The sequence below is a fragment of the Dorea sp. YH-dor226 genome (assembly GCF_039832105.1).
Classification (GTDB): Bacteria; Bacillota; Clostridia; order Lachnospirales; family Lachnospiraceae; genus Dorea_A.
In genome coordinates this window covers 322,131-341,172 of the sequence record NZ_JBDOHS010000001.1, presented here as the reverse complement: position 1 = coordinate 341,172, position 19,042 = coordinate 322,131, and the positions used below count along the sequence as shown (strand labels likewise).

Sequence of the window (19,042 nt, the reverse complement as noted above, 5' to 3'; positions counted from 1 at the left end):
AGAAAGTATGGAAACAGATGAAAAAGGAGAATAGAAACAAGAAAAACCAAATGATGGGAATGGTCGGAGTAGGACTGCTGGCAGCAGGTTTTATGCTGATGCTTTTAGCCAGGGCTTCCGGGACATTTGCTCACTGGTACAGTACACATATCTATCGGATCTGGGTGAATACGACAGGCAGAATTATGGGCGTGTTTCCGTTTTCTGTATCAGAGGTGCTTCTGTATCTTCTGATCTTGTGGATCCTGCTGTCTGCCTGCAAGCTGGCAGTGGGAATTATCCGAAAGAAGCAGGGGCGGCAGCAGGCGGCAGAATGGTGTCTGAAGCTTATGCTGATTGCAGGGATGCTGTTTTTCCTGTATGTAGTCAACTGTGGAATCAATTATCAGAGGGAATCCTTTGCAGAAAGTGTGGGAATCCGGACGGAGGAATACTCCGTGGAAGAGCTGGCGGAAGTATGCAGTTGGCTGACAGAGGAGATCAACGCACGAAGCGATGAGATCCCCAGAGACGCCGCCGGGGTGATGAGTCTTGAGAAAATATCCGATACGCAGAAGGATTCATCCGGCAGTGAAGATACTTCTGTAGATACGCTGGCGGTGGAGGCGATGCAAAAGCTCGGTGATACCTGTCCGGAATTGGCCGGATTCTATCCGAAGCCCAAGGGACTTCTGAATTCGTGGATTCTGTCCATACAGAATCTGACGGGTGTGTATTCTCCGTTCACGGTGGAGGCAAATTATAATGCGGATGTGGTCGATTATTACATTCCGTTTACTGCCTGCCATGAACTGTCGCATCTTCGGGGATTTATGCAGGAGCAGGAGGCGAACTTTATTGCGTTTCTGGCATGTACCGGTTCGGAATATGAGGAATTTCAGTATAGTGGATACCTGGTAGGCTGGGTGTATTGTATGAATGTATTGCATCAGGCGGATTATGAAGCCTGGGAAGAGGTACGGGCAGGACTTTCGCCGTCCGCAGAGACGGATCTTAAGGCGAACAGCGCGTTCTGGGCGGCGTACGACGGCAAAGTTGCGGAGGTGTCGAGCCGGGTGAATGATACATACCTGAAAGCAAACGGACAAAAGGACGGAGTCAGCAGCTATGACCGGATGGTAGATCTGATCGTGGCAACGTATGAGAAGTGAAAAACGGATCTTCAGAGAACAGATATGAGTCCTACTACTCCCGGCTGAAAGAACAGCCGGAAGCACAGGAGTAAAAGAAAGAACGACAGATCTAGTCGAGCTTGATTCCGGACAGTGCCTGAGCAAAGGCATTATTGACCGGTTCTTCTTTCTGTCTTTTCAGATAGCGCTGGACGTCTTTTTTGGAGACGCCGGCGCCTTCTTTTTCTCTGCGGGCTTTAAATGCAGAGAGCTTTTCCTTATAACCGCAGGAACATAAGAAGGTCTCTTCGTCGCCTTTTTTGATGAGTTCCATCTTTTTGTGACAGTTCGGACATCTGGCGTTACTCATGCGGGCAATGGTCTCCCGGTAGCCGCATTCTCGGTCCTGACACACCAGAAGACGGGAATTTTTGCCGTTTACAGCGAGCATTCGTTTGCCGCAGTTCGGACATCTGGTATTGGTAAGATTCTCGTGACGGAATGTTCCGTCGTCATTCTGAATCTCCTGGATCAGCCTGCGGGTGTATTCTTGAATCTCCTGGAGAAAGGCATCATCTTTTTGCTTTCCTTTGGCAATATCGGACAGTTTCATTTCCCATTGCGCAGTAAGTTCCGGTTTTTTCAGATCTTCCGGTACGAGATTCAGAAGCTGTTTTCCTTTGGAGGTAATCAGAATCTCAGTTCCTTTCTTTTCGATCAGGAAGGAGTGGAAGAGCTTTTCTATGATATCTGCTCTTGTGGCAACGGTTCCCAGGCCGCCGGTCTCACCCAGTGTTTTGCGGGCTTTTTCGTCACGGGATTCCATGTATCGAACCGGATTTTCCATGGCGGAAAGAAGTGTTGCTTCCGTAAACCTTGCCGGTGGTTTGGTTTTTCCGCTGGTGATGGTGACATGGCTGACCGGAAGCTGTTCTCCTTTTTCCAGAGAAGGAAGGGGCTGACCGGAAGCTTTCAGAGAAGAGGTGTCGTCCGGCTCTTCGCCAGGAAACGCTTCATCTTCGGCAGCAGTGCTGTCGGCGTAGACGGTTTTCCATCCCGGAGAGAGAATGATCTGACCTTTGGCGGTAAAGGTCTCTCCTGCAACAGCAGCCTTCATCGTTGTCTGTTCATATTCAAAAGCCGGATACAGGACGCTGATAAAGCGGCGGACAACCAGATCATAGATCTTCCGCTCGTCATTGCCTAAGTGCTCCAGCTGTACATATTCTTCCGTCGGAATGATTGCATGATGGTCGCTGACCTTGCTGTCATCCACGAAAGCCTTACTGGTATGAAGGGGCTTTTTTAAAAGCTCCGGAATATACTTCTTGTAAGGACCGATACAGCATGCCTTCAGACGATCTTTGATGGTAGGAACAATATCCGTCCCGATATACCGGGAATCCGTTCTTGGATAGGTAAGGATCTTATAATGTTCATACAGGCGCTGCATGATGTTCAGTGTCTGTTTTGCAGAAAAACCATAGCGTCTGTTTGCGTCGCGCTGAAGTTCTGTCAGATCATAGAGGCCGGGAGAAGGAGTCCGCTTTGCTGAGCGGCTGACTTCTGTGATAGTCAGAGTCTGACCATTGACCTTTCGTTCCAGTTCGGAGATAAGATCCTTCTGAAAAGAGCGCGTAGAGCCGCTTTTTGCGTGCTGCCAGGTCCAGGTAACAGAGCCTTTTTTCGTCTGTGTTATGCATTTCATGCCGTAGTAGTCTTCTGCTTTAAACGAGCGGATCTCTTCTTCGCGACGTGCAATGATAGCAAGGGTCGGCGTCTGTACACGTCCGCAGGAAAGCTGTGCATTATACTTGCAGGTCAGTGCTCGGGTCGCGTTGATTCCTACCAGCCAGTCCGCTTCTGCACGGCTTCTGGCAGCTTTGTACAGATCATTGTACTGCCGTTCGTCCCGTAGATGAGAGAATCCTTCCCGGATTGCCTTGTCGGTGACAGAAGAGATCCAGAGTCGTTTGATCGGTTTGTGACAGCCGGACTTTTCCAGGATCCATCGTGCAACCAGTTCGCCTTCACGGCCGGCATCGGTAGCGATGATGATTTCCGAGACGTCTTTTCGGAATAATTGAGTTTTTACATTCTGATATTGTCTGGAAGTCTGTTTGATGACGACAAGTTCCCATTTTTTTGGAATCATCGGAAGGCTGGAGAGAGTCCAGTCTTTGTATTTTTTATCATATCCTTCCGGATCCGCCAGCGTGACCAGATGGCCAAGTGCCCAGGTGACGATATAATTACTGCCCTCAATGGCGCCGGTAATATTTTTATGGCAATTCAGGACGCGGGCAATGTCGCGGGCGACCGATGGTTTTTCCGCTAATACGAGTGATTTCATAAGCAATAATCTCCTTGTGTTATTTCACATGTTCAGGGACAGCCTCAACATGAGTTCAACATAGCGGATGAAAAAGGGTTTGTCAATGCCTTCAACAGAAGATTAGAAAAAAACATAAATAAAAATTAAAAAAAGCTTGCATTATAAAGCAAACTATGGTAACATAATCTTCGGTCGCATTTGAGATGTGAACATATGGCTCCGTGGTCAAGCGGTTAAGACATCGCCCTTTCACGGCGGTAACACGGGTTCGATTCCCGTCGGAGTCATTGTGGCGCCATAGCCAAGTGGTAAGGCAAAGGTCTGCAACACCTCTATCACCAGTTCAAATCTGGTTGGCGCCTTAAAAAGCCTGTGAGCTGATTGCTTCACAGGCTTTTTATGTTCGTTTTTATAGATAAAATTTTTCCAGCGCCCGGCTGATACATTCTCTTGCTTTTTTGGCTTCTTTATGGTTCAGGCCATTTGCGGTTACTCCGGCTACGATGTTGCCGCTCCTGGCGATACCGGGAAAGAAGAAGTCGCAGGCTTCCTTTTTATGGGCAGTATTTACCATAATCTTATTCTCATTGCAGTACCGGACAACAGATTCGTTGCATTGGGGATCGTTGGTTGCGGCAAGAACAATCTCTGCTCCTTCCAGTAATTCTGGACGATACTGATCGCAGATCCAGTGAATCTTACCCAGATCGTCCCATTCTTTAATTGGATCGGTCACTTCCGGAGCGATGACCTGTATGTGTTCTGCAAAGTCAAGGAGAGTTTCGATTCTTCTCTGTGCAATATTTCCACCGCCGATGATAATAATATTCTTTTGGGAGATGTCGACAAACATAGGAAAATATAGTGTGTGTTTCTGTTCCATCCTTAGAGTCCTTTCCTGTTTTCTTTTATCATACCATATGTGTAGATAGCATGTAAGTGTCAGAAGAGGCTGAATTGACAGAGAAAGAGACATGTTGTATGATTAGGAACATCAAAAAGGAAAGAGAGAAAGCATAGATATGGCCGAGAAAAGAGGAATTCTGGTTGTAAGCTTTGGGACCGCATACGCCGGAACACGCCAGTTAACGATTGAGAAGATCAGGAATACGATACAGCAGGCATATCCGGATTGTGCGGTTTATGAAGCGTGGACCAGTAAACGAATTATCAGAAAGCTGTTGGAAACGACCGGAGAACGGATACGGACTGTGGAAGAGGCATTGGAAGAGATGGCCGGGGATGGAATCCGGGAGGTATATATCCAGCCGACGCATGTAATTGATGGCATTGAAAATGAACGAATGAAAGAAGAAGCAAAATCATATAAAGACAGATTTCGGAAGATGGTCTTCGGCCAGCCACTGATTGCCTCAAAGAATGATATGGAAGAGATGGTGAGAATCATCCGGACAGAGTTTTCCGACCTTCATCCGGATGAAGTGCTGGTACTGATGGGGCATGGAAGCATACATACTGCCAATGCGGCATATGCGCAGATGAATCAGATGTTTGGACAATCCGGGAGACAGAATATCTATCTGTGTACAGTAGAGGCAGAGCCTGGGATTGAGATGGCACTCCGTGAGATCAAAAAGACTTCGGCAGGTCGGATTCGTCTCGCTCCGTTTCTGATCGTGGCAGGCAATCACGCAATGAAAGATATGGCCGGCCCGGAGGAGGATTCCTGGATGAATCTCTGCAAAGGAGCCGGATACGAGGTGGATTGCTGTATGAAGGGACTGGGGGAATACCCGGAAGTGCGGGCGTTGTTCCTTAAGCATCTGGATACGGCCATGCGATCATAAATCAATCTTCGTTCTGACACATCTGCCGGTATTCCCGGGGCGACATGTGCATGCGTTCGCGAAATACCCGGTTGAATGTACGCTGACTGTCGAACCCTGCATTTACCAGGATCTCTGTGATGGACATCCCGCTGTATTGCAGGAGAGAACATGCATAATCCAGTCTTGTGTCATTGAGATAATGATTGAAATTCTTATGAAAGGTTCCGGAAAATACCCGGGAAAGTGCGTAAGGGCTGAAGCCCAGGTCACGGGCCATACCGGTGAGTGTAATGTGGTTTTTGAAGTTGCTGGAGATATAGGAAACTGTTTGATATATGATGTCGTCATTATCAGGAGAGGGTTTGTCCGAAAGTTGATATATGGGCAGGCTTCTGGCCAGAATCAGACGGACGAAAGCAGAATAGATGACCGTTTTTTCTTCCGCGGCAGGATTTTCGAAGAGACTGTGGATAGAGTATACAATATCCGGATGCAGAAGTTCAGACGGAATGACCGGTGTCCTGGGGCGGGACTGGCGAAGAAGCGGCAGGTACAGGCCGCACAGGGATGGAGATGCCCAGAGATAGTAGGCACGACAGTTTCCGGTGTCAAAGACCTGGTAATGATGAATCAGATTGGGAAATACGATGGCAAAATCACCCTTTTTCATATGATACAGTTCTTTTCCTATCCCGATTTCCAGGGTTCCGTCTGTTACATAGACACATTCCAGCGCTTCGTGAAGATGGGGAGCAATATGTCTGGAACGTATATGGCGAATATCCAGTTCATTTTCTGTTTTTTCGTATAATGGCAACATGGCAATACTCCTTTTGCAAGATTTGGCTACTCCTAAATATCTTTTGACGAGTATTATACCGGAAACCGGAATATAATACAAGTATAGAAAGCAAGGAGGAAAAGGTTATGATGAATGAAATTAGAATGTTTTTTATGGGTTTATACGAGGCATATGAAGAGGCTTGCGCAAATACAGATCTGATGAATAAGACTGTGTAATTTGGCTAATTGATTATGAAGAATGATAAATGCATAATGAAAGAGAAAAGACGAAGGACTGTTGCATAATGGCGTAGCAACAGTCCTTTTTCAATGATTATTTATAATCTGGAGTTAAATTTTTTAGAACAACAAAAAAAATCGGGGTGATTTGTGTTCTGAAGACAATATAACACAAGAAAAATGGATTTCATATAGTTTGAGAATACATAAATTGGCAATTTTATTGTGCTTGAAACACAATTATGATAATATATAGTATATTATGAGAGACGGAGATGAAATAAATGGCAGTTGAATTGGAAAATTTGTATGCAGAGCTGGATGAAAAATATGAAGTTACATTACTTACCAGATCCTGTTTCCACAAAATGATCAGCTGGATACACATGGTGGAGGATAAAGATTTTGTTTCGCTCCTGCATGGGGATGAACTGGTATTTAATTCCGGCTTGCATTATGTCTCGGAGGAATGGCTGAAAGATTTTATTGCAGCGCTGAACCGGGAACATTCCGGGGGACTCATCATTGCACTGAGGGACGGAATGAAGATTCCCAAGGAGATCATTTCATATTGCAATGAGATTGAATTTGCATTGTTTTCCGCGACATGGAAGACTCCGTATATTGATATCATGCGAAGCTTTTCTGTGATTCTTCTCAGAAATGAGCAAAAGCAGACCAATCTGAGTACGGCATTGAAGAATGCCATTTTCTTTTCGAATAATGAAGAGCTGTATGTCAGTCTTTTTGAGGGGAACGGATTTTTTCGTGATCTGAATTATAATATTATCATCCTGAGCTGTAATGTGTACAACACAGAACAGGGCAATGAGAAGCTGGCTCAGATCCAGAGAGGACTTCATTACATATTGAAAAAACGGATTGTATATGAGGAGAATAACCGGCTGATCATACTCACTACCGGGTACTCGGAGAGGGAACTTCTGGAAGCATTCCGGAAAATCTGCGATAAAGATGACAATATCTATGTAGGGATAGGGACAACGGTCAGAGATATCCGGGAGATCCACAAATCTTATGAACGTGCATATACGGCATATCAGCTGACAAAGGCTCCGATTGAGAAGAATATACTGGTATATGATGAGCTTGGCATCTATAAGATTCTGTCCGATATCAAAGAACCTGAGATCTATCCCAGATTTGTCGAAGAAACGCTGGGCAGTCTGATCGATTACGATAAAAAATATGGAACAGATTATGTGAAGCTTCTTGAGATATTTTTTCAAAATGAATGTAATATAGTAGAGACGGCAAAGGCAACGTTCTGCCATAAAAATACGATGGCATATAAGATCAATAAGATAAAAGAAATATTGGGTTATGATATTATAAAAAATGAAAACCGAGTCAAGATCATGGTGGCATATTATATTATCCGGGCGGGAATCGGATTTCGGGATATAAAGTAGGGACTGCTGCAAACCCAGGTTGTCTCCTCTCTGATGTATGCGATTTTCGTAAGAACGCTTCGACGCTTATCCGCTTACCTCAGCTTTTCTTATGAAAATCGCAGAAACAGGGAGTGTATTACAGTGGCTTGGGCACCATGAGTGAACAGCCGAAGTTCCACCACCAGGAGAAGGATTCATCCAATTCGACAGCAGTACACAGAGGCTCTCCATTTTCCATAATGCCGCTTCGGTTGAATCCGGAATGGTTCATGGAACGTGCAAATAATCCGGCACGTGCACCGCTTCTGCTGCATCCGAAACGGGAAGCGACAGAGATGACTTCCGGGTTGGCGTACATATGATCGCAATATCCGGTGGAATCACTTCCGACAACATCCGGACAAGGGATGAACCCATATCCCGGTACCACCTGAAGTGTTGCGTAATAATTTCCCTGAGGGAGTGTGCAGCCGGTATCCACATAGCTCTCGCCGGTGAGGTCAAACCTGTAATCCGGAGAGACTTTCAGACGTCCATATACAAGAAGGGTATACGGATCTCTCTGCCAGAGCATGTTCGTTCCCAGTACCGTGGAATGGAATATAGTAGAATAAGTCTTTTCGTCTGCTCCTCCGTAAAATTGTGCGTTCAGAACCGGCTCGGGAATGGTTCCCCAGTGTCCGGTATGGTCAGAATCTGCCGTGTAGCTTTTGGACATTCCGGTGCCGTAGGACGCCTGAGTGTCTGTACTTTTTGAGAGCATGACTGCAATGTCTGTCAGTACATTGACAAGGGCGCCACCAAAGAACAGACTTCCTGCAGAAGCGCGAAGAACGGCCAGATACTGTGCCTGTGTATCCATATCGATGTCGTCCCGGTTCTGGGTGTGATGGCCGGTGATGGTACCGGCACTGTACTGTCCGGCAATGCTGCGAAGACGGCCGCGGGCATCCTTATATCCATAGAACATGGGGATCAACATATAATCACGGATAGTGCCGCGTACATTGAAACCGATCGGCTCAAAATCATCGGAAATCTTCCGATCACAGAAGTAGACGTAGCGATCGTGTCCGATGCAGTAGGTACAGGTATAGATCAGCTTTGCTACAGCCATGGCATTCCCCTCGTATTCCGGATCCGCAACATCTGACGGCTCGTCAGAACCGGCTTTTTTCGTATAATCTACCGGGTCAAGGTAATAGTCTATGTGACCATCCCAGTCACACATTACAGGGACATTGGCTTTCAGCCATGGCCAGTCTGCCCAGGAGCCATAGTCGACAGAATGATCGCCAAGGTCTACTTTCAGTGGGGTGTAATCTGCATTTTTTCCGAGATACTCCACGCGGGATGAAGGATTCAGATCAGAAGCCTCATGGATCACCATTCCATATACAGGAGTGTCGGTGAGAAGGCTCTGTTCCACTACTTTTTGCACATCTTTGTGCATAACTTCAGGTTCTTTCATATTAAGTCCTCCTTTTTAAAAGAAAATTACAGTAATTGTAAGCTCGTAAGAATGATCAGGCCGATGAAGATGGTGATGATTGCAAATACAGTGGAAAATATGATGATACTTCCGGCCAGTTTGGAATCACTGTTCATCTGTTCGGCAAAACTGTAGCAGGATACGGTAGCCGGTGCGGCAAACTGGGCAAACAGGCAGGCGAGGGACATCCCGTGAAAGCCCAGTAATACTGCACCTGTAACAAATATGGCCGGGACTGCAACCAGCCGTGCAAATACTCCGATTATAATCAGGGACTTCTCTTCGGCTACATTTTTAAAGTCAAGCTGTACACCGATTGCCAGAAGGGAAAGCGGGATAGCCATGGCACCGATATCCTGAAGAGGATCCAGAATGGGTTCCGGGAACGGAAGACCGCTGCAATTATACAGGACTCCGGTGATCACCGCGATAATAAACGGGTTCTTTATTACTTTAAGAAGTGTCTGACCGATACTTAATCCACGGTTGTGTTCCTGATCCAGGTGATTCAGTATCACGATGGAAAGAGTGGTGACTGTAGGAGATATGAAAGCTGTCAACATGGCGGCAAGCGCAATTCCGTCCTGTCCGAACAGCTGCCCGGTAATGTAAACGGCGAATAACAGGATATCGGATCGGAAAGTTGTGGTAGTAAGGGCTCCCTGTTTTTTCTTATCTGTAAGTTTTCCGAATATCAGATATCCGACAGCAGCCATGACCAGGATGCTTCCTACAGAATACAGTACCAGCTTCAGATTGAATAAAGTCTTCAGATCGGCGGTCACTGTACTGGTAAACAGCAGCAGCGGAAATCCAAGAATGTAATTAATGTGATTCGCTTCTTCCACGAAACGGTCTCCCAGAATCTTCCGAATCCTCATTACGTAACCGATTACGATTATGATTAAAATAGGGAGAACCGTCGAAATACAGTCAGATATTGTAAACATCCGCAAGGGGGAACACCTCTATTCTCATTATATTTTCACAGTTTTTGCTTATTTCCTTTATTTTCTCATTTTCATATTTAAAAGTCAACGAAAAAATAGTATGTTTACCGGTTAACGAAACTGATAAACGAAAAAACGGCAAAAATGCACAAAACAGAAGGCGTAAAAATATAAAAAACTAACAAAAAAGATAAAATCTATTGATTTTTCTTGAACATGCAGAATGAGTCTGGTATTATAAAGGCATAAAGAAACCGGTTAATAAAGAAACACGTTAACAAAAAGAGAAACAATGAAGAAAAGGAGCAGGACATGATGAATCGCGTGAAATTATACAATGGAACGTCAATTCCGGAAATTGGTTATGGCACTTGGAAAGCGCCGCGTGCAGAGATCACGATCAACGCAATTAAAGACGCAATGCTGTGCGGATGCAATCATATTGACAGTGCAACAAGATATGGAAACCAGGTATATGTAGGACAGGGCATTGCGGCAGGACTCGAAGCAACGGGATGGAAGAGAGAAGACATCTTCGTAACTTCCAAACTTTGGAATACCGTTCGTGGATATGATGAGACCCTGGAGGCATTCAACCAGTCTATTACAGATCTTGGACTTGACTATGTTGATCTTTACCTGATTCACTGGCCGGTACCTAGTACTTTCCGTGATGATTACATTGCAAAAAATGCTGAGACATGGAGAGCAATGGAAACACTTTACAACGAAGGAAAATGTAAAGCGATCGGTATCTCAAACTTCAAGGTTCATCACATCGACGAACTGATGCAGACGGCAAAGGTAAAACCGATGGTGAATCAGCTGGAATTCCACCCGGGCTGCGGAGTTGCTTTGAAAGAAGATATTGAGTACTGTGAAAAGCTTGGAATCGTTGTAACTGGTTACAGCCCTCTGGCTAACGGAAGAATCTTTGAATTCCCACAGGTAAAAGAGATCGCTGATAAACTGGGAGTATCCGTATCACAGCTTTGTATGAAATATGCACAGCAGAAAAATGTAATTCCGATCTTCAAGAGTGTACATAAGGACAGAATCCTTGAGAATATCAATCTGAACTTTACGATCAGCGATGAGGACATGGCACTGATCGATGCACTGGAAGAGCCGGGACTGTTGAACGACAGTGATCACACCACATTTGGCGAGGATACACCACCGGTATTTTAAAGGTTTGCGAGATTCGCAGATGACATCTTAGTGTAATGACAAGGCGCGCGGAGACTGGAAAAATGTTGAAAATGCCGGAACGGAATGTTAGAATTGTCATAGAAGTTTTGAAGTTATCCAAGGAGCAATGGCAATGAAGAAAAAAGTAACAATCCAGGATATCGCAGATGCGGTTGGGTATTCCAAGACGACCGTTTCCAGATATATCAATGGGCAGACGAATATGATGAGCGCCGAGACGGCGAACCGGATTAAGAATGTGATTGAATTGCTGGACTACCATCCCAGCGAATTGGCTAGAAGCCTGAAGACAAAGAAGACCTATACGGTTGGAGTAATTGTATCGGATATCGCTTCGCCATTTTCATCCGCAGTTGTTGCGGGAACCGGAGAGATTCTTGAGATGAATGGCTATGTACCACTCTTTATTAACTGTCATGAGGATCCGGCAAAGGAGAAGATTGCAATCTCAACGCTTGTAAGTAAGGGAGTAGATGGCCTGATCGTCAATACGACGTCTCCGGATAATGATTTCCTGTATGGATATCAGAATCAGGGAATTCCGATCGTGTTATGTGACAGAAAGCTTCGCAACTACAATATGGATATTGTGGGGGAAGACAACGAAGAGATCATCTCTGTGCTGGTACATCACCTCAAGGAACAGGGATATACAAGAATTGCGCTGATGACGCAGGAAAATCTGCAGAGCAGTGCAAAGAATATTCGAAAAAGCAGTTTCCTGCGGATTATGGATGAAGAATTTGGATATGACGCACACGCAGATGTATTTCTTACCAGAGATGAGACGGTCAGCAGCGTCAGTGAATGCGTAAAAGCATTTATGAAGACGGTGAAAAAAGGAGAGATTCCGGCTGTGATCGGAGCAAATTCGGTTATGACCATGCTGGCATTTCGTGCAATCAAAAATCTGGGATACAGGATGCCGGATGAGATTGGTCTGTGCGGAACGAATTCCTGGTCCTGGAACGAGAGCACAATATGGATGGACATGCTGCGGCCGACGGTCAGCTGTGTAATGATCCGTGGATATGAGATCGGACAGAAGTGTGCAGCACGAATCCTTGAGAAGATTGAAGAACCTTCCGGTGAAGTGAAGACAATCTGGGTAAATACAGATTTTGTGCCGAGAGAATCAACGCTGAGGAAAAAATAAGCAATAATAAAGATAAAAAATAAAAACATAATTTTTTTTGATGAATTCGAAACCGGTTACAGACTTGATTAGAATTGAATGATATTTTGCTAAAAAAACATGGTTATATATAGAATGTAAACCGGTACACAATCAGGGAGACGATTATGGATAATAAAGTATTGGAACAGATGTATAGCAGCGCAATCATTCCTGTTGTTGCGATTGATAACAGTGATGATGCGGTAGAATTGGGAAAGGCGTTTCTGGCAGCCGGTATAAAAGTAATTGAGATTACCTTCCGTACCGCAGCCGCTGCAGATGCAATCCGGAAACTGAGCGAAAGTGGCCTGGATGTCTGCACGGGTGCAGGCACCGTTCTTACCGTTGAGATGGCCCAAAAAGCTGTAGATGCCGGCGCGAAATTCCTGGTATCGCCGGGATTTGATGAAAAGGTCGTTGGATGGGCAGTGGAGCATGATATCCCAATGTTTCCGGGGATCACATCTCCGAGTGAGATCGCAATGGCTCAGAAGTATGGACTTAAAGTAGTAAAATTTTTCCCGGCAGAAGCTGCCGGAGGAGTTAAGATGCTGAAGGCCTTAAAAGGGCCTTATGCAGATATGAGATTCGTTCCGACCGGCGGAATCAGTGCAGAGAACATTGGTTCATACATGGATCTGCCAAATGTTGTGGCATGTGGCGGAAGCTGGATCTGTCCTTCTAAAATGATCCGTGAGCATCAGTTTGACGAGATTACAAGATTATCGAAAGAAGCTGTGAAGAATATTCATGATATCTTCCTCCTACATCTGGGAATCAATGCACAGGATGCGAAAGAAGCAGAAGAGATTACCAGAGCGTATGCAGGACTTCTGGGAGTGCCGATGCATGACGGAGCCTCTTTCTTCGCAGGGGATATGGTGGAAGTCAATAAGACACCGGGGAAAGGAACCCACGGACATATCGCATTAAGCGTAAGGAATATCGACCGTGCAATGGCATATTTTAAATCTGTAGGTTACAGCTTTGATGAAGAACATATGTCGGCAGATGAGAAAGGAATTATCGCAGCATACTTTGAAGGTGAATTCGGAGGATTTGCGATTCATCTGAGAAGACATTTATAAAAATAAGTAGGGAGGGTTTTACATGAAAGTACTAATTATCGGTGGTGTAGCAGCCGGAACCAAGGCAGCTGCAAAACTTAAAAGAGAGATGCCGGATGCTGAAGTTACGATTGTAACAAAAGGGAAAGATATCTCTTATGCAGGTTGTGGACTTCCATATTATGTAGGCGAAGTGATCAAAGAAAAAGAAGCATTGATTGTCAATACACCGGAAAAGTTTGCGAGCCTGACAGGAGCCAATGTAATTACAGAAACAGAAGTAACAAAAGTAAATCCGGAAGCTAAAACAGTAGAAGCTGTGAATGTGGATGGCGAAACCGTTACTTATGAATATGACAAACTTGTGGTTGCAACAGGAGCATCTCCGATCAAACCTCCACTTCCGGGAATCGATCTTCCGGGTGTGTTCTGTATGAGAACTCCTGAAGATGCATTTGCAGCCAAGGATTATATCAAAGATAACAATTGTGAGCGGGCAGTTGTTGTAGGCGGAGGCTTCATCGGACTGGAAGTTGCAGAAAACCTTCGCAAGATGGATCTTCGTGTGACAGTTATCGATATGGCAGATCAGGTATTACCTGGATTCTCCAAAGACTTTGCCAACTTCTTTGCAGACCATCTGGCATCCATCGGAATCAAGGTTATGACAGGACGCAGAGTAGAATCGATTCAGGGAACAGATAAGCCGGAGAAGGTTCTGACGGACAAAAAGGGTGCAAAGGCAGATGTTGTCATTCTGTCTATCGGTATTCGTGCAAACACAGCATTTCTCGACGGAACCGGAATTGAACTGATGCCGAACAGAACGATTAAAGTAAATGAATATATGGAAACAAATGTAGATGATATCTATGCGGTAGGTGACTGCGTGACGGTATGGAACCGGTACACAAAACAGCCACAGTGGTCTCCGATGGGGTCTACAGCAAATATGGCGGGCCGTGTATGCGCTATGAATATCGCCGGAAAGAAAGTTACATATCCGGGTGTACTTGGAACTGCAGTGTGTCATCTGCCGGGTCTGAATATCGGAAAGACGGGATTCACAGAAGAGACAGCAAAAGCTGCCGGATTTGATCCGGTCAGTGTAACCGTTGTTACCGATGATAAAGCACACTATTATCCGGGATCTGATACATTCATCATTAAAGTGGTTGCAGATAAAGCAACGAAGAAGTTCCTGGGAGTAGAAGCACTTGGAGCGGGAGCAGTCGACAAGGTCGTTGATGTAGGCGCAACAGCACTTGCATTAAAGGGAAGTCTGGATGATCTGGACAACATGGATATGGCATATGCTCCACCGTTCTCAACAGCAATTCACCCATTTGTACTGGCTGTACAGGTGCTGGAGAATAAGCTGGACGGAACAATGGACAGTATTACACCGGAAGAATATGCAACCGGAGATTACTCTGAATATAAGGTGATTGATGCTTCGATCACGCCGGCAATTGAAGGTGCACCATATGTTGACCCGACAGCGGTTGATGGAGTACTGCCGGAATTTGGTACAGATGACAAGCTGCTGCTTGTATGTACAAAGGGAAAGCGAGCTTACTTATTACAAAATAAGTTAAGATATTATGGCTACACGAACACAAAAGTTCTGGAGTCAGGAACCACATTTAATGGCACTGATTTAGTCTAAGCCGGAAGAGAAAAGGAGGAATTTTAATGGCACCATTAACAATCAAACCAGAAGAAGAGAAGCGTCTCAAAGGTATGGGCTTCCTTAACAATAAGGGAACAGATGAATTCTCTGCTCGTATTCTTACTGTAAACGGAAGAGTAACTACAGAACAGATGAAGGCAATCCAGGAAGCTGCTGAGAAGTACGGAAACGGAATCGTAGGTTTAACGTCTCGAATGACATTTGAGGTACAGGGAATTCCAGCTGACAAAGCAGAAGCTTTCCAGGCTGAAATTGCTAAAGCAGGACTTGTAACTGGTGGAACAGGATCCAAGGTAAGACCGGTTGTTTCCTGTAAAGGAACGATCTGCCAGTATGGACAGATTGATACATTTGCACTTTCTGAGAAGATTCATGAAACATTCTATCTTGGATGGCATGATGTATTACTTCCGCACAAATTCAAAATTGCAGTTGGCGGATGTCCGAATAACTGTGTAAAACCGGATTTGAATGACCTTGCTGTTATCGGACAGACAGTTGTAGAAGTAGATGAAGACGAATGTAACGGCTGTAAGACCTGTGCAGCTCTGGCATCATGTCCGATGGGAGCACTTTCCAGAGATGATGAAGGAACAATTCAGTTGGATGAATCAAAATGTAACAACTGTGGACGTTGTGTACATCTTGGAAATGACGGAAAGATGGATGTATGTCCATTCGGAGCTATGCAGCCGAAGTTAAGAGGCGGATACAAGATCTACATCGGCGGACGCTGGGGTAAATGGGTAACCCGCGGAATGGCAATTGATAAAGTATTCAAGACAGAAGAAGAAGTTTTGGCAGTCATCGAAAAAGCAATCCTGCTGTTCAGAGAACAGGGAAAGACGGGCGAACGTTTTGCACAGACAATTGAGCGTATCGGATTTGAAAATGTACAGGCTCAGTTATTAAGTGATGATATCTTAAGTCGTAAGCAGGCAATTCTGGAAGCAAAACTGCATCTGACAGGCGGAGCTAAGTGCTAATCTTCCGGAATGACAATATAGATTCGAACATACAGATAAAAAACAAAAAAACAAAGAAATGAAAAATTAAAACAATATAAAAAGAAAAGGAGAAAAGAAAAATGACAAACATTAAATTAGGTACATTTGCATTCGCACCTGGCGACGTTCAGACAGGAGTATTAGTAGGAGAAGACAAAGTAGTAAAACTTGCTGAGGCTTATGCTGCATATGCTGCAGAGAAAAAACCTGCACTTGCTAACCTGCCGACAGACATGGTAGAGATGATGAAGTTAGGAAAAGCTGGAGCGGATGCTGCAAGAGCACTTGTTGAGTGGATCCCGGCTGACAGCGATCTGTTATATGATCTGAAGGAAGAGATGATCCTGAACCCGATCAATCCGACAAAGTCTATCTGGATCGGACGTACATTCGCTACACATGTAAAAGTTGGTAAGCTGCCAGATCCAGAGTGCCCACACATCTTCCTGAAACCATCTACATCTTTCTGCAAACCGGGCGAAGATGTTGTAATTCCTAACATTGATGGAAAACCATACGACAAGGTTACATACGGATGTGAGCTTACAGCAGTTATCGGCTCTACAGCAAAATACTGTACACCGGAAAACATCATGGATCACGTTGCCGGATGGACAATTTCCAATGACGTAACATGCCGTGGCGTTCTGTATCCGAAGAACAAGATGTTTGATAAATTTGCTCCATTTGGACCATACATCATTCCTGCAGATCAGATCGAAGATCCTAACGCAGTTGAACTGAAGTTCAAGGTTGACGGCGAGTGGAAACAGGAAGGTAACACAGGTGTTAATACATACTGGACAATGCAGACAATCCTTGCTAACCTGACACACCACATGACTCTGAATCCTGGTGATGTAGTTGCTCTTGGCGATATCGGAGCTCCTGAGACTATCGTTGCAGGACAGACAATGGAAGCAATCATTCCACAGATCGGTGTTCTGAAGAATAAGACTGTTAATGAGAAAGTTGAGACAGGAATCTGCCCGGGCGGAGCTATGGGACAATAATCAGTTATTGAATGGAAGGATTCTAGGAGGATAAGAAAATGGTAAGTAAAGATATCATCGAAAGATTTAAAGTAATCGCAAGCGCATCTGTATCTGATGCATGTGAAAAAGTATGTGGCTGCCGTCGTTACATGGATTATGAAATGCAGCCAAGAATTTCCGGAAGTGAAAGACTTGTAGGACCGGCTGTAACCGTACAGGAAGGACCTGCAAACGGAGAAAACTGTGGACCAACCCATGCATTTGAAGCTATGGACGCATGTGAGGAAGCAGGAAGCGTAATGGTTATCAGCATGGCTAACAGCGATAAAGATGTTGCTCTGTGGGGCGGTATCATGACAGCCGGTGCTGTAGCTAACAACTTCGCAGGCGCAATCCTTGACGGTGGACTTCGTGATGTAGAAGAGATCAGAAAAGGACAGGCTGAAGGCGGACTTTACGGAGGAAGAAAATTTGAGATCTTCTCAAGAGGTATTTCTGCTAATACAACATTAGGAAAATATAAAACATATGCAAATAACGTACCTGTAATGTGCGGCGGTATCATGGTAGCTCCTGGCGACCTGATCGTTGCTGACTGCTCCGGTGTTGTTGCAATTCCGAAGGACAGCATTGAAGAAGTATTAAAGGTATGTGAAGAAATCGAAGCTACAGAGCTTCTGGAAGCTCAGCTGATCATCGAGCAGGGATCTATTAAAGCTGGTCTTGATAAATTCAACCGTGTATAGACATATATACCCTATGGATCAGACATAATGTTTCACCTGATTGTCCCGCCATTTTATGGCGGGATGATTAGTACATGGCCAACATGAGGGTATGATTAAAGGAGAAAGAATCATGGATATAGTATCAATTGGCGAACCGTTAATGGAATTAAGCAATACCGAAAAGGGTATTTATAAAGAAGGATTTGGTGGAGATACCTCCAACTTCCTGATGGCAGCAGCACGCCAGGGAGCACAGACTGCTTACTTCACACAGGTAGGACAGGATACATTTGGCGATGCATTCATGAAACTGTGGGAGAGCGAAGGCGTTGATACTTCTTATGTAAATCGTCTTACAACCGCTCATACAGGACTGTATTTTATTACCTACACAGAAAAAGGACATGAATTCACATATTTTCGTGCAGGATCTGCTGCAAGTAAGATGGGACCGGCAGACGTTCCGGAACAGCTGATCGCAAGTGCGAAGCTGCTTCATGTATCCGGAATCAGTCAGGCAATCAGTAATTCTGCATGTGATGCTATCTTTGAGGCATGCAAGATAGCCCGTGCAAACAATGTAATCGTAACCTATGACCCGAACATCAGACTGAAACTGTGGTCTAAAGAAAGAGCTGCAGCAATCATCAATGCAACCGTTCCTTACTGTGATATCTTTATGCCAAGTCTTGAAGATGCACAGTCGATTACAGGAATGGACGATCCGGAGGCAATTGCAGATTACTATCATTCTATCGGAGTAAAAGTTGTTGTTCTGAAACTTGGCTCCAAGGGTGTTATGGTATCCGCTGACGGTAAGAAGGAGATCATCCCGGGATATAAGGTAGATACAGTGGATCAGACAGGTGCCGGAGACACATTTGACGGAGCATTCTGCTCTCGTTATATCAAGGGTATGTCTCCGATGGATTGTGCAAGATATGCCAATGCGGCGGCTGCACTTTCTACCAGAGGATATGGTGCAGTTACACCGATTCCGATAGAAAAAGAAGTAGAAGAATTTCTGGCAGCACAGAAATAAGCTA

The 19,042-nt window shown here is 44.9% G+C and carries 16 protein-coding genes and 2 tRNA genes; 13 read left to right on the top strand and 5 right to left on the bottom strand.

Annotation, left to right across the window (positions count from 1 at the left end; genetic code table 11):
- The first annotated feature begins 17 nt into the window (after positions 1 to 17).
- The gene (locus tag ABE547_RS01720; protein WP_347377135.1) at positions 18 to 1,151 is read left to right on the top strand and encodes a DUF3810 domain-containing protein; all 1,134 of its coding nucleotides are present in this window, start codon (positions 18 to 20) and stop codon (positions 1,149 to 1,151) included.
- 91 nt (positions 1,152 to 1,242) lie between these two features.
- Here ABE547_RS01720 and ABE547_RS01715 read toward each other — a convergent pair whose 3' ends face one another.
- On the bottom strand, positions 1,243 to 3,465 hold the full coding sequence (locus tag ABE547_RS01715) for a DNA topoisomerase III (RefSeq protein ID WP_347377134.1): 2,223 nt from the start codon (positions 3,463 to 3,465) through the stop codon (positions 1,243 to 1,245).
- A 197-nt stretch (positions 3,466 to 3,662) separates the two neighbouring features.
- On the opposite strand from ABE547_RS01715, the gene ABE547_RS01710 reads away from it, so the two are divergent.
- Positions 3,663 to 3,734 (top strand) — tRNA-Glu (locus ABE547_RS01710).
- A gap of 4 nt (positions 3,735 to 3,738) precedes the next feature.
- A tRNA-Cys gene (locus tag ABE547_RS01705) sits at positions 3,739 to 3,809 on the top strand.
- 47 nt (positions 3,810 to 3,856) lie between these two features.
- On the opposite strand, the gene ABE547_RS01700 is transcribed toward ABE547_RS01705, so the two are convergent.
- Positions 3,857 to 4,330 (bottom strand): bifunctional precorrin-2 dehydrogenase/sirohydrochlorin ferrochelatase, encoded by a 474-nt coding sequence (locus ABE547_RS01700; protein ID WP_347377133.1) that lies wholly within the window; start codon positions 4,328 to 4,330, stop codon positions 3,857 to 3,859.
- A 139-nt stretch (positions 4,331 to 4,469) separates the two neighbouring features.
- On the opposite strand from ABE547_RS01700, the gene ABE547_RS01695 reads away from it, so the two are divergent.
- Positions 4,470 to 5,255: a sirohydrochlorin cobaltochelatase gene (locus ABE547_RS01695; protein ID WP_347377132.1), complete on the top strand. Its 786-nt coding sequence runs from the start codon at positions 4,470 to 4,472 to the stop codon at positions 5,253 to 5,255.
- Between the two features lies 1 nt (position 5,256).
- Here ABE547_RS01695 and ABE547_RS01690 read toward each other — a convergent pair whose 3' ends face one another.
- Positions 5,257 to 6,057: an AraC family transcriptional regulator gene (locus ABE547_RS01690; protein WP_347377131.1), complete on the bottom strand. Its 801-nt coding sequence runs from the start codon at positions 6,055 to 6,057 to the stop codon at positions 5,257 to 5,259.
- Between the two features lie 487 nt (positions 6,058 to 6,544).
- Here ABE547_RS01690 and ABE547_RS01685 point away from each other — a divergent pair, with 487 nt between their 5' ends.
- Positions 6,545 to 7,693: a PucR family transcriptional regulator ligand-binding domain-containing protein gene (locus ABE547_RS01685; protein ID WP_347377130.1), complete on the top strand. Its 1,149-nt coding sequence runs from the start codon at positions 6,545 to 6,547 to the stop codon at positions 7,691 to 7,693.
- Positions 7,694 to 7,811: 118 nt separating this feature from the next.
- On the opposite strand, the gene ABE547_RS01680 is transcribed toward ABE547_RS01685, so the two are convergent.
- Both ABE547_RS01680 and ABE547_RS01675 read right to left on the bottom strand, forming a co-directional pair.
- Positions 7,812 to 9,146: a hypothetical protein gene (locus ABE547_RS01680; RefSeq protein WP_347377129.1), complete on the bottom strand. Its 1,335-nt coding sequence runs from the start codon at positions 9,144 to 9,146 to the stop codon at positions 7,812 to 7,814.
- Between the two features lie 26 nt (positions 9,147 to 9,172).
- The gene (locus ABE547_RS01675) at positions 9,173 to 10,117 is read right to left on the bottom strand and encodes an AEC family transporter (protein WP_347377160.1); all 945 of its coding nucleotides are present in this window, start codon (positions 10,115 to 10,117) and stop codon (positions 9,173 to 9,175) included.
- 312 nt (positions 10,118 to 10,429) lie between these two features.
- Here ABE547_RS01675 and ABE547_RS01670 point away from each other — a divergent pair, with 312 nt between their 5' ends.
- The 8 genes from ABE547_RS01670 to ABE547_RS01635 all read left to right on the top strand — a co-directional run bounded on the left by ABE547_RS01670 (position 10,430) and on the right by ABE547_RS01635 (position 19,038).
- The gene (locus tag ABE547_RS01670; RefSeq protein ID WP_347377128.1) at positions 10,430 to 11,308 is read left to right on the top strand and encodes an aldo/keto reductase; all 879 of its coding nucleotides are present in this window, start codon (positions 10,430 to 10,432) and stop codon (positions 11,306 to 11,308) included.
- A 133-nt stretch (positions 11,309 to 11,441) separates the two neighbouring features.
- Positions 11,442 to 12,485 (top strand): LacI family DNA-binding transcriptional regulator, encoded by a 1,044-nt coding sequence (locus ABE547_RS01665; protein WP_347377127.1) that lies wholly within the window; start codon positions 11,442 to 11,444, stop codon positions 12,483 to 12,485.
- A 146-nt stretch (positions 12,486 to 12,631) separates the two neighbouring features.
- A complete protein-coding gene (gene eda, locus ABE547_RS01660) occupies positions 12,632 to 13,594 on the top strand; it encodes a bifunctional 4-hydroxy-2-oxoglutarate aldolase/2-dehydro-3-deoxy-phosphogluconate aldolase (protein ID WP_347377126.1) in 963 nt (320 codons plus the stop codon).
- Between the two features lie 22 nt (positions 13,595 to 13,616).
- Positions 13,617 to 15,242: an FAD-dependent oxidoreductase gene (locus tag ABE547_RS01655; RefSeq protein ID WP_347377125.1), complete on the top strand. Its 1,626-nt coding sequence runs from the start codon at positions 13,617 to 13,619 to the stop codon at positions 15,240 to 15,242.
- Between the two features lie 26 nt (positions 15,243 to 15,268).
- On the top strand, positions 15,269 to 16,252 hold the full coding sequence (locus ABE547_RS01650; RefSeq protein WP_347377124.1) for a (4Fe-4S)-binding protein: 984 nt from the start codon (positions 15,269 to 15,271) through the stop codon (positions 16,250 to 16,252).
- Positions 16,253 to 16,353: 101 nt separating this feature from the next.
- Positions 16,354 to 17,286, top strand: coding sequence for a fumarylacetoacetate hydrolase family protein (locus ABE547_RS01645; protein WP_347377123.1), 933 nt, complete (start codon positions 16,354 to 16,356; stop codon positions 17,284 to 17,286).
- 38 nt (positions 17,287 to 17,324) lie between these two features.
- Positions 17,325 to 18,014 (top strand): RraA family protein, encoded by a 690-nt coding sequence (locus ABE547_RS01640; protein ID WP_347377122.1) that lies wholly within the window; start codon positions 17,325 to 17,327, stop codon positions 18,012 to 18,014.
- A 112-nt stretch (positions 18,015 to 18,126) separates the two neighbouring features.
- Positions 18,127 to 19,038, top strand: a complete 912-nt coding sequence (locus ABE547_RS01635; protein WP_347377121.1) for a sugar kinase — start codon at positions 18,127 to 18,129, stop codon at positions 19,036 to 19,038.
- Positions 19,039 to 19,042: the final 4 nt, after the last annotated feature.

Coding starts and splice junctions, on each gene's coding strand:
- ABE547_RS01685 (WP_347377130.1), top strand. CDS start 6,545: ATGGCAGTTGAATTGGAAAATTTGTATGCAGAGCTGGATGAAAAATAT.
- ABE547_RS01670 (WP_347377128.1), top strand. CDS start 10,430: ATGATGAATCGCGTGAAATTATACAATGGAACGTCAATTCCGGAAATT.
- ABE547_RS01645 (WP_347377123.1), top strand. CDS start 16,354: ATGACAAACATTAAATTAGGTACATTTGCATTCGCACCTGGCGACGTT.
- ABE547_RS01715 (WP_347377134.1), bottom strand. CDS start 3,465: ATGAAATCACTCGTATTAGCGGAAAAACCATCGGTCGCCCGCGACATT.
- ABE547_RS01665 (WP_347377127.1), top strand. CDS start 11,442: ATGAAGAAAAAAGTAACAATCCAGGATATCGCAGATGCGGTTGGGTAT.
- ABE547_RS01695 (WP_347377132.1), top strand. CDS start 4,470: ATGGCCGAGAAAAGAGGAATTCTGGTTGTAAGCTTTGGGACCGCATAC.
- ABE547_RS01675 (WP_347377160.1), bottom strand. CDS start 10,117: ATGTTTACAATATCTGACTGTATTTCGACGGTTCTCCCTATTTTAATC.
- ABE547_RS01690 (WP_347377131.1), bottom strand. CDS start 6,057: ATGTTGCCATTATACGAAAAAACAGAAAATGAACTGGATATTCGCCAT.
- ABE547_RS01655 (WP_347377125.1), top strand. CDS start 13,617: ATGAAAGTACTAATTATCGGTGGTGTAGCAGCCGGAACCAAGGCAGCT.
- ABE547_RS01635 (WP_347377121.1), top strand. CDS start 18,127: ATGGATATAGTATCAATTGGCGAACCGTTAATGGAATTAAGCAATACC.
- ABE547_RS01720 (WP_347377135.1), top strand. CDS start 18: ATGAAAAAGGAGAATAGAAACAAGAAAAACCAAATGATGGGAATGGTC.
- ABE547_RS01680 (WP_347377129.1), bottom strand. CDS start 9,146: ATGAAAGAACCTGAAGTTATGCACAAAGATGTGCAAAAAGTAGTGGAA.
- ABE547_RS01640 (WP_347377122.1), top strand. CDS start 17,325: ATGGTAAGTAAAGATATCATCGAAAGATTTAAAGTAATCGCAAGCGCA.
- eda (WP_347377126.1), top strand. CDS start 12,632: ATGGATAATAAAGTATTGGAACAGATGTATAGCAGCGCAATCATTCCT.
- ABE547_RS01700 (WP_347377133.1), bottom strand. CDS start 4,330: ATGGAACAGAAACACACACTATATTTTCCTATGTTTGTCGACATCTCC.
- ABE547_RS01650 (WP_347377124.1), top strand. CDS start 15,269: ATGGCACCATTAACAATCAAACCAGAAGAAGAGAAGCGTCTCAAAGGT.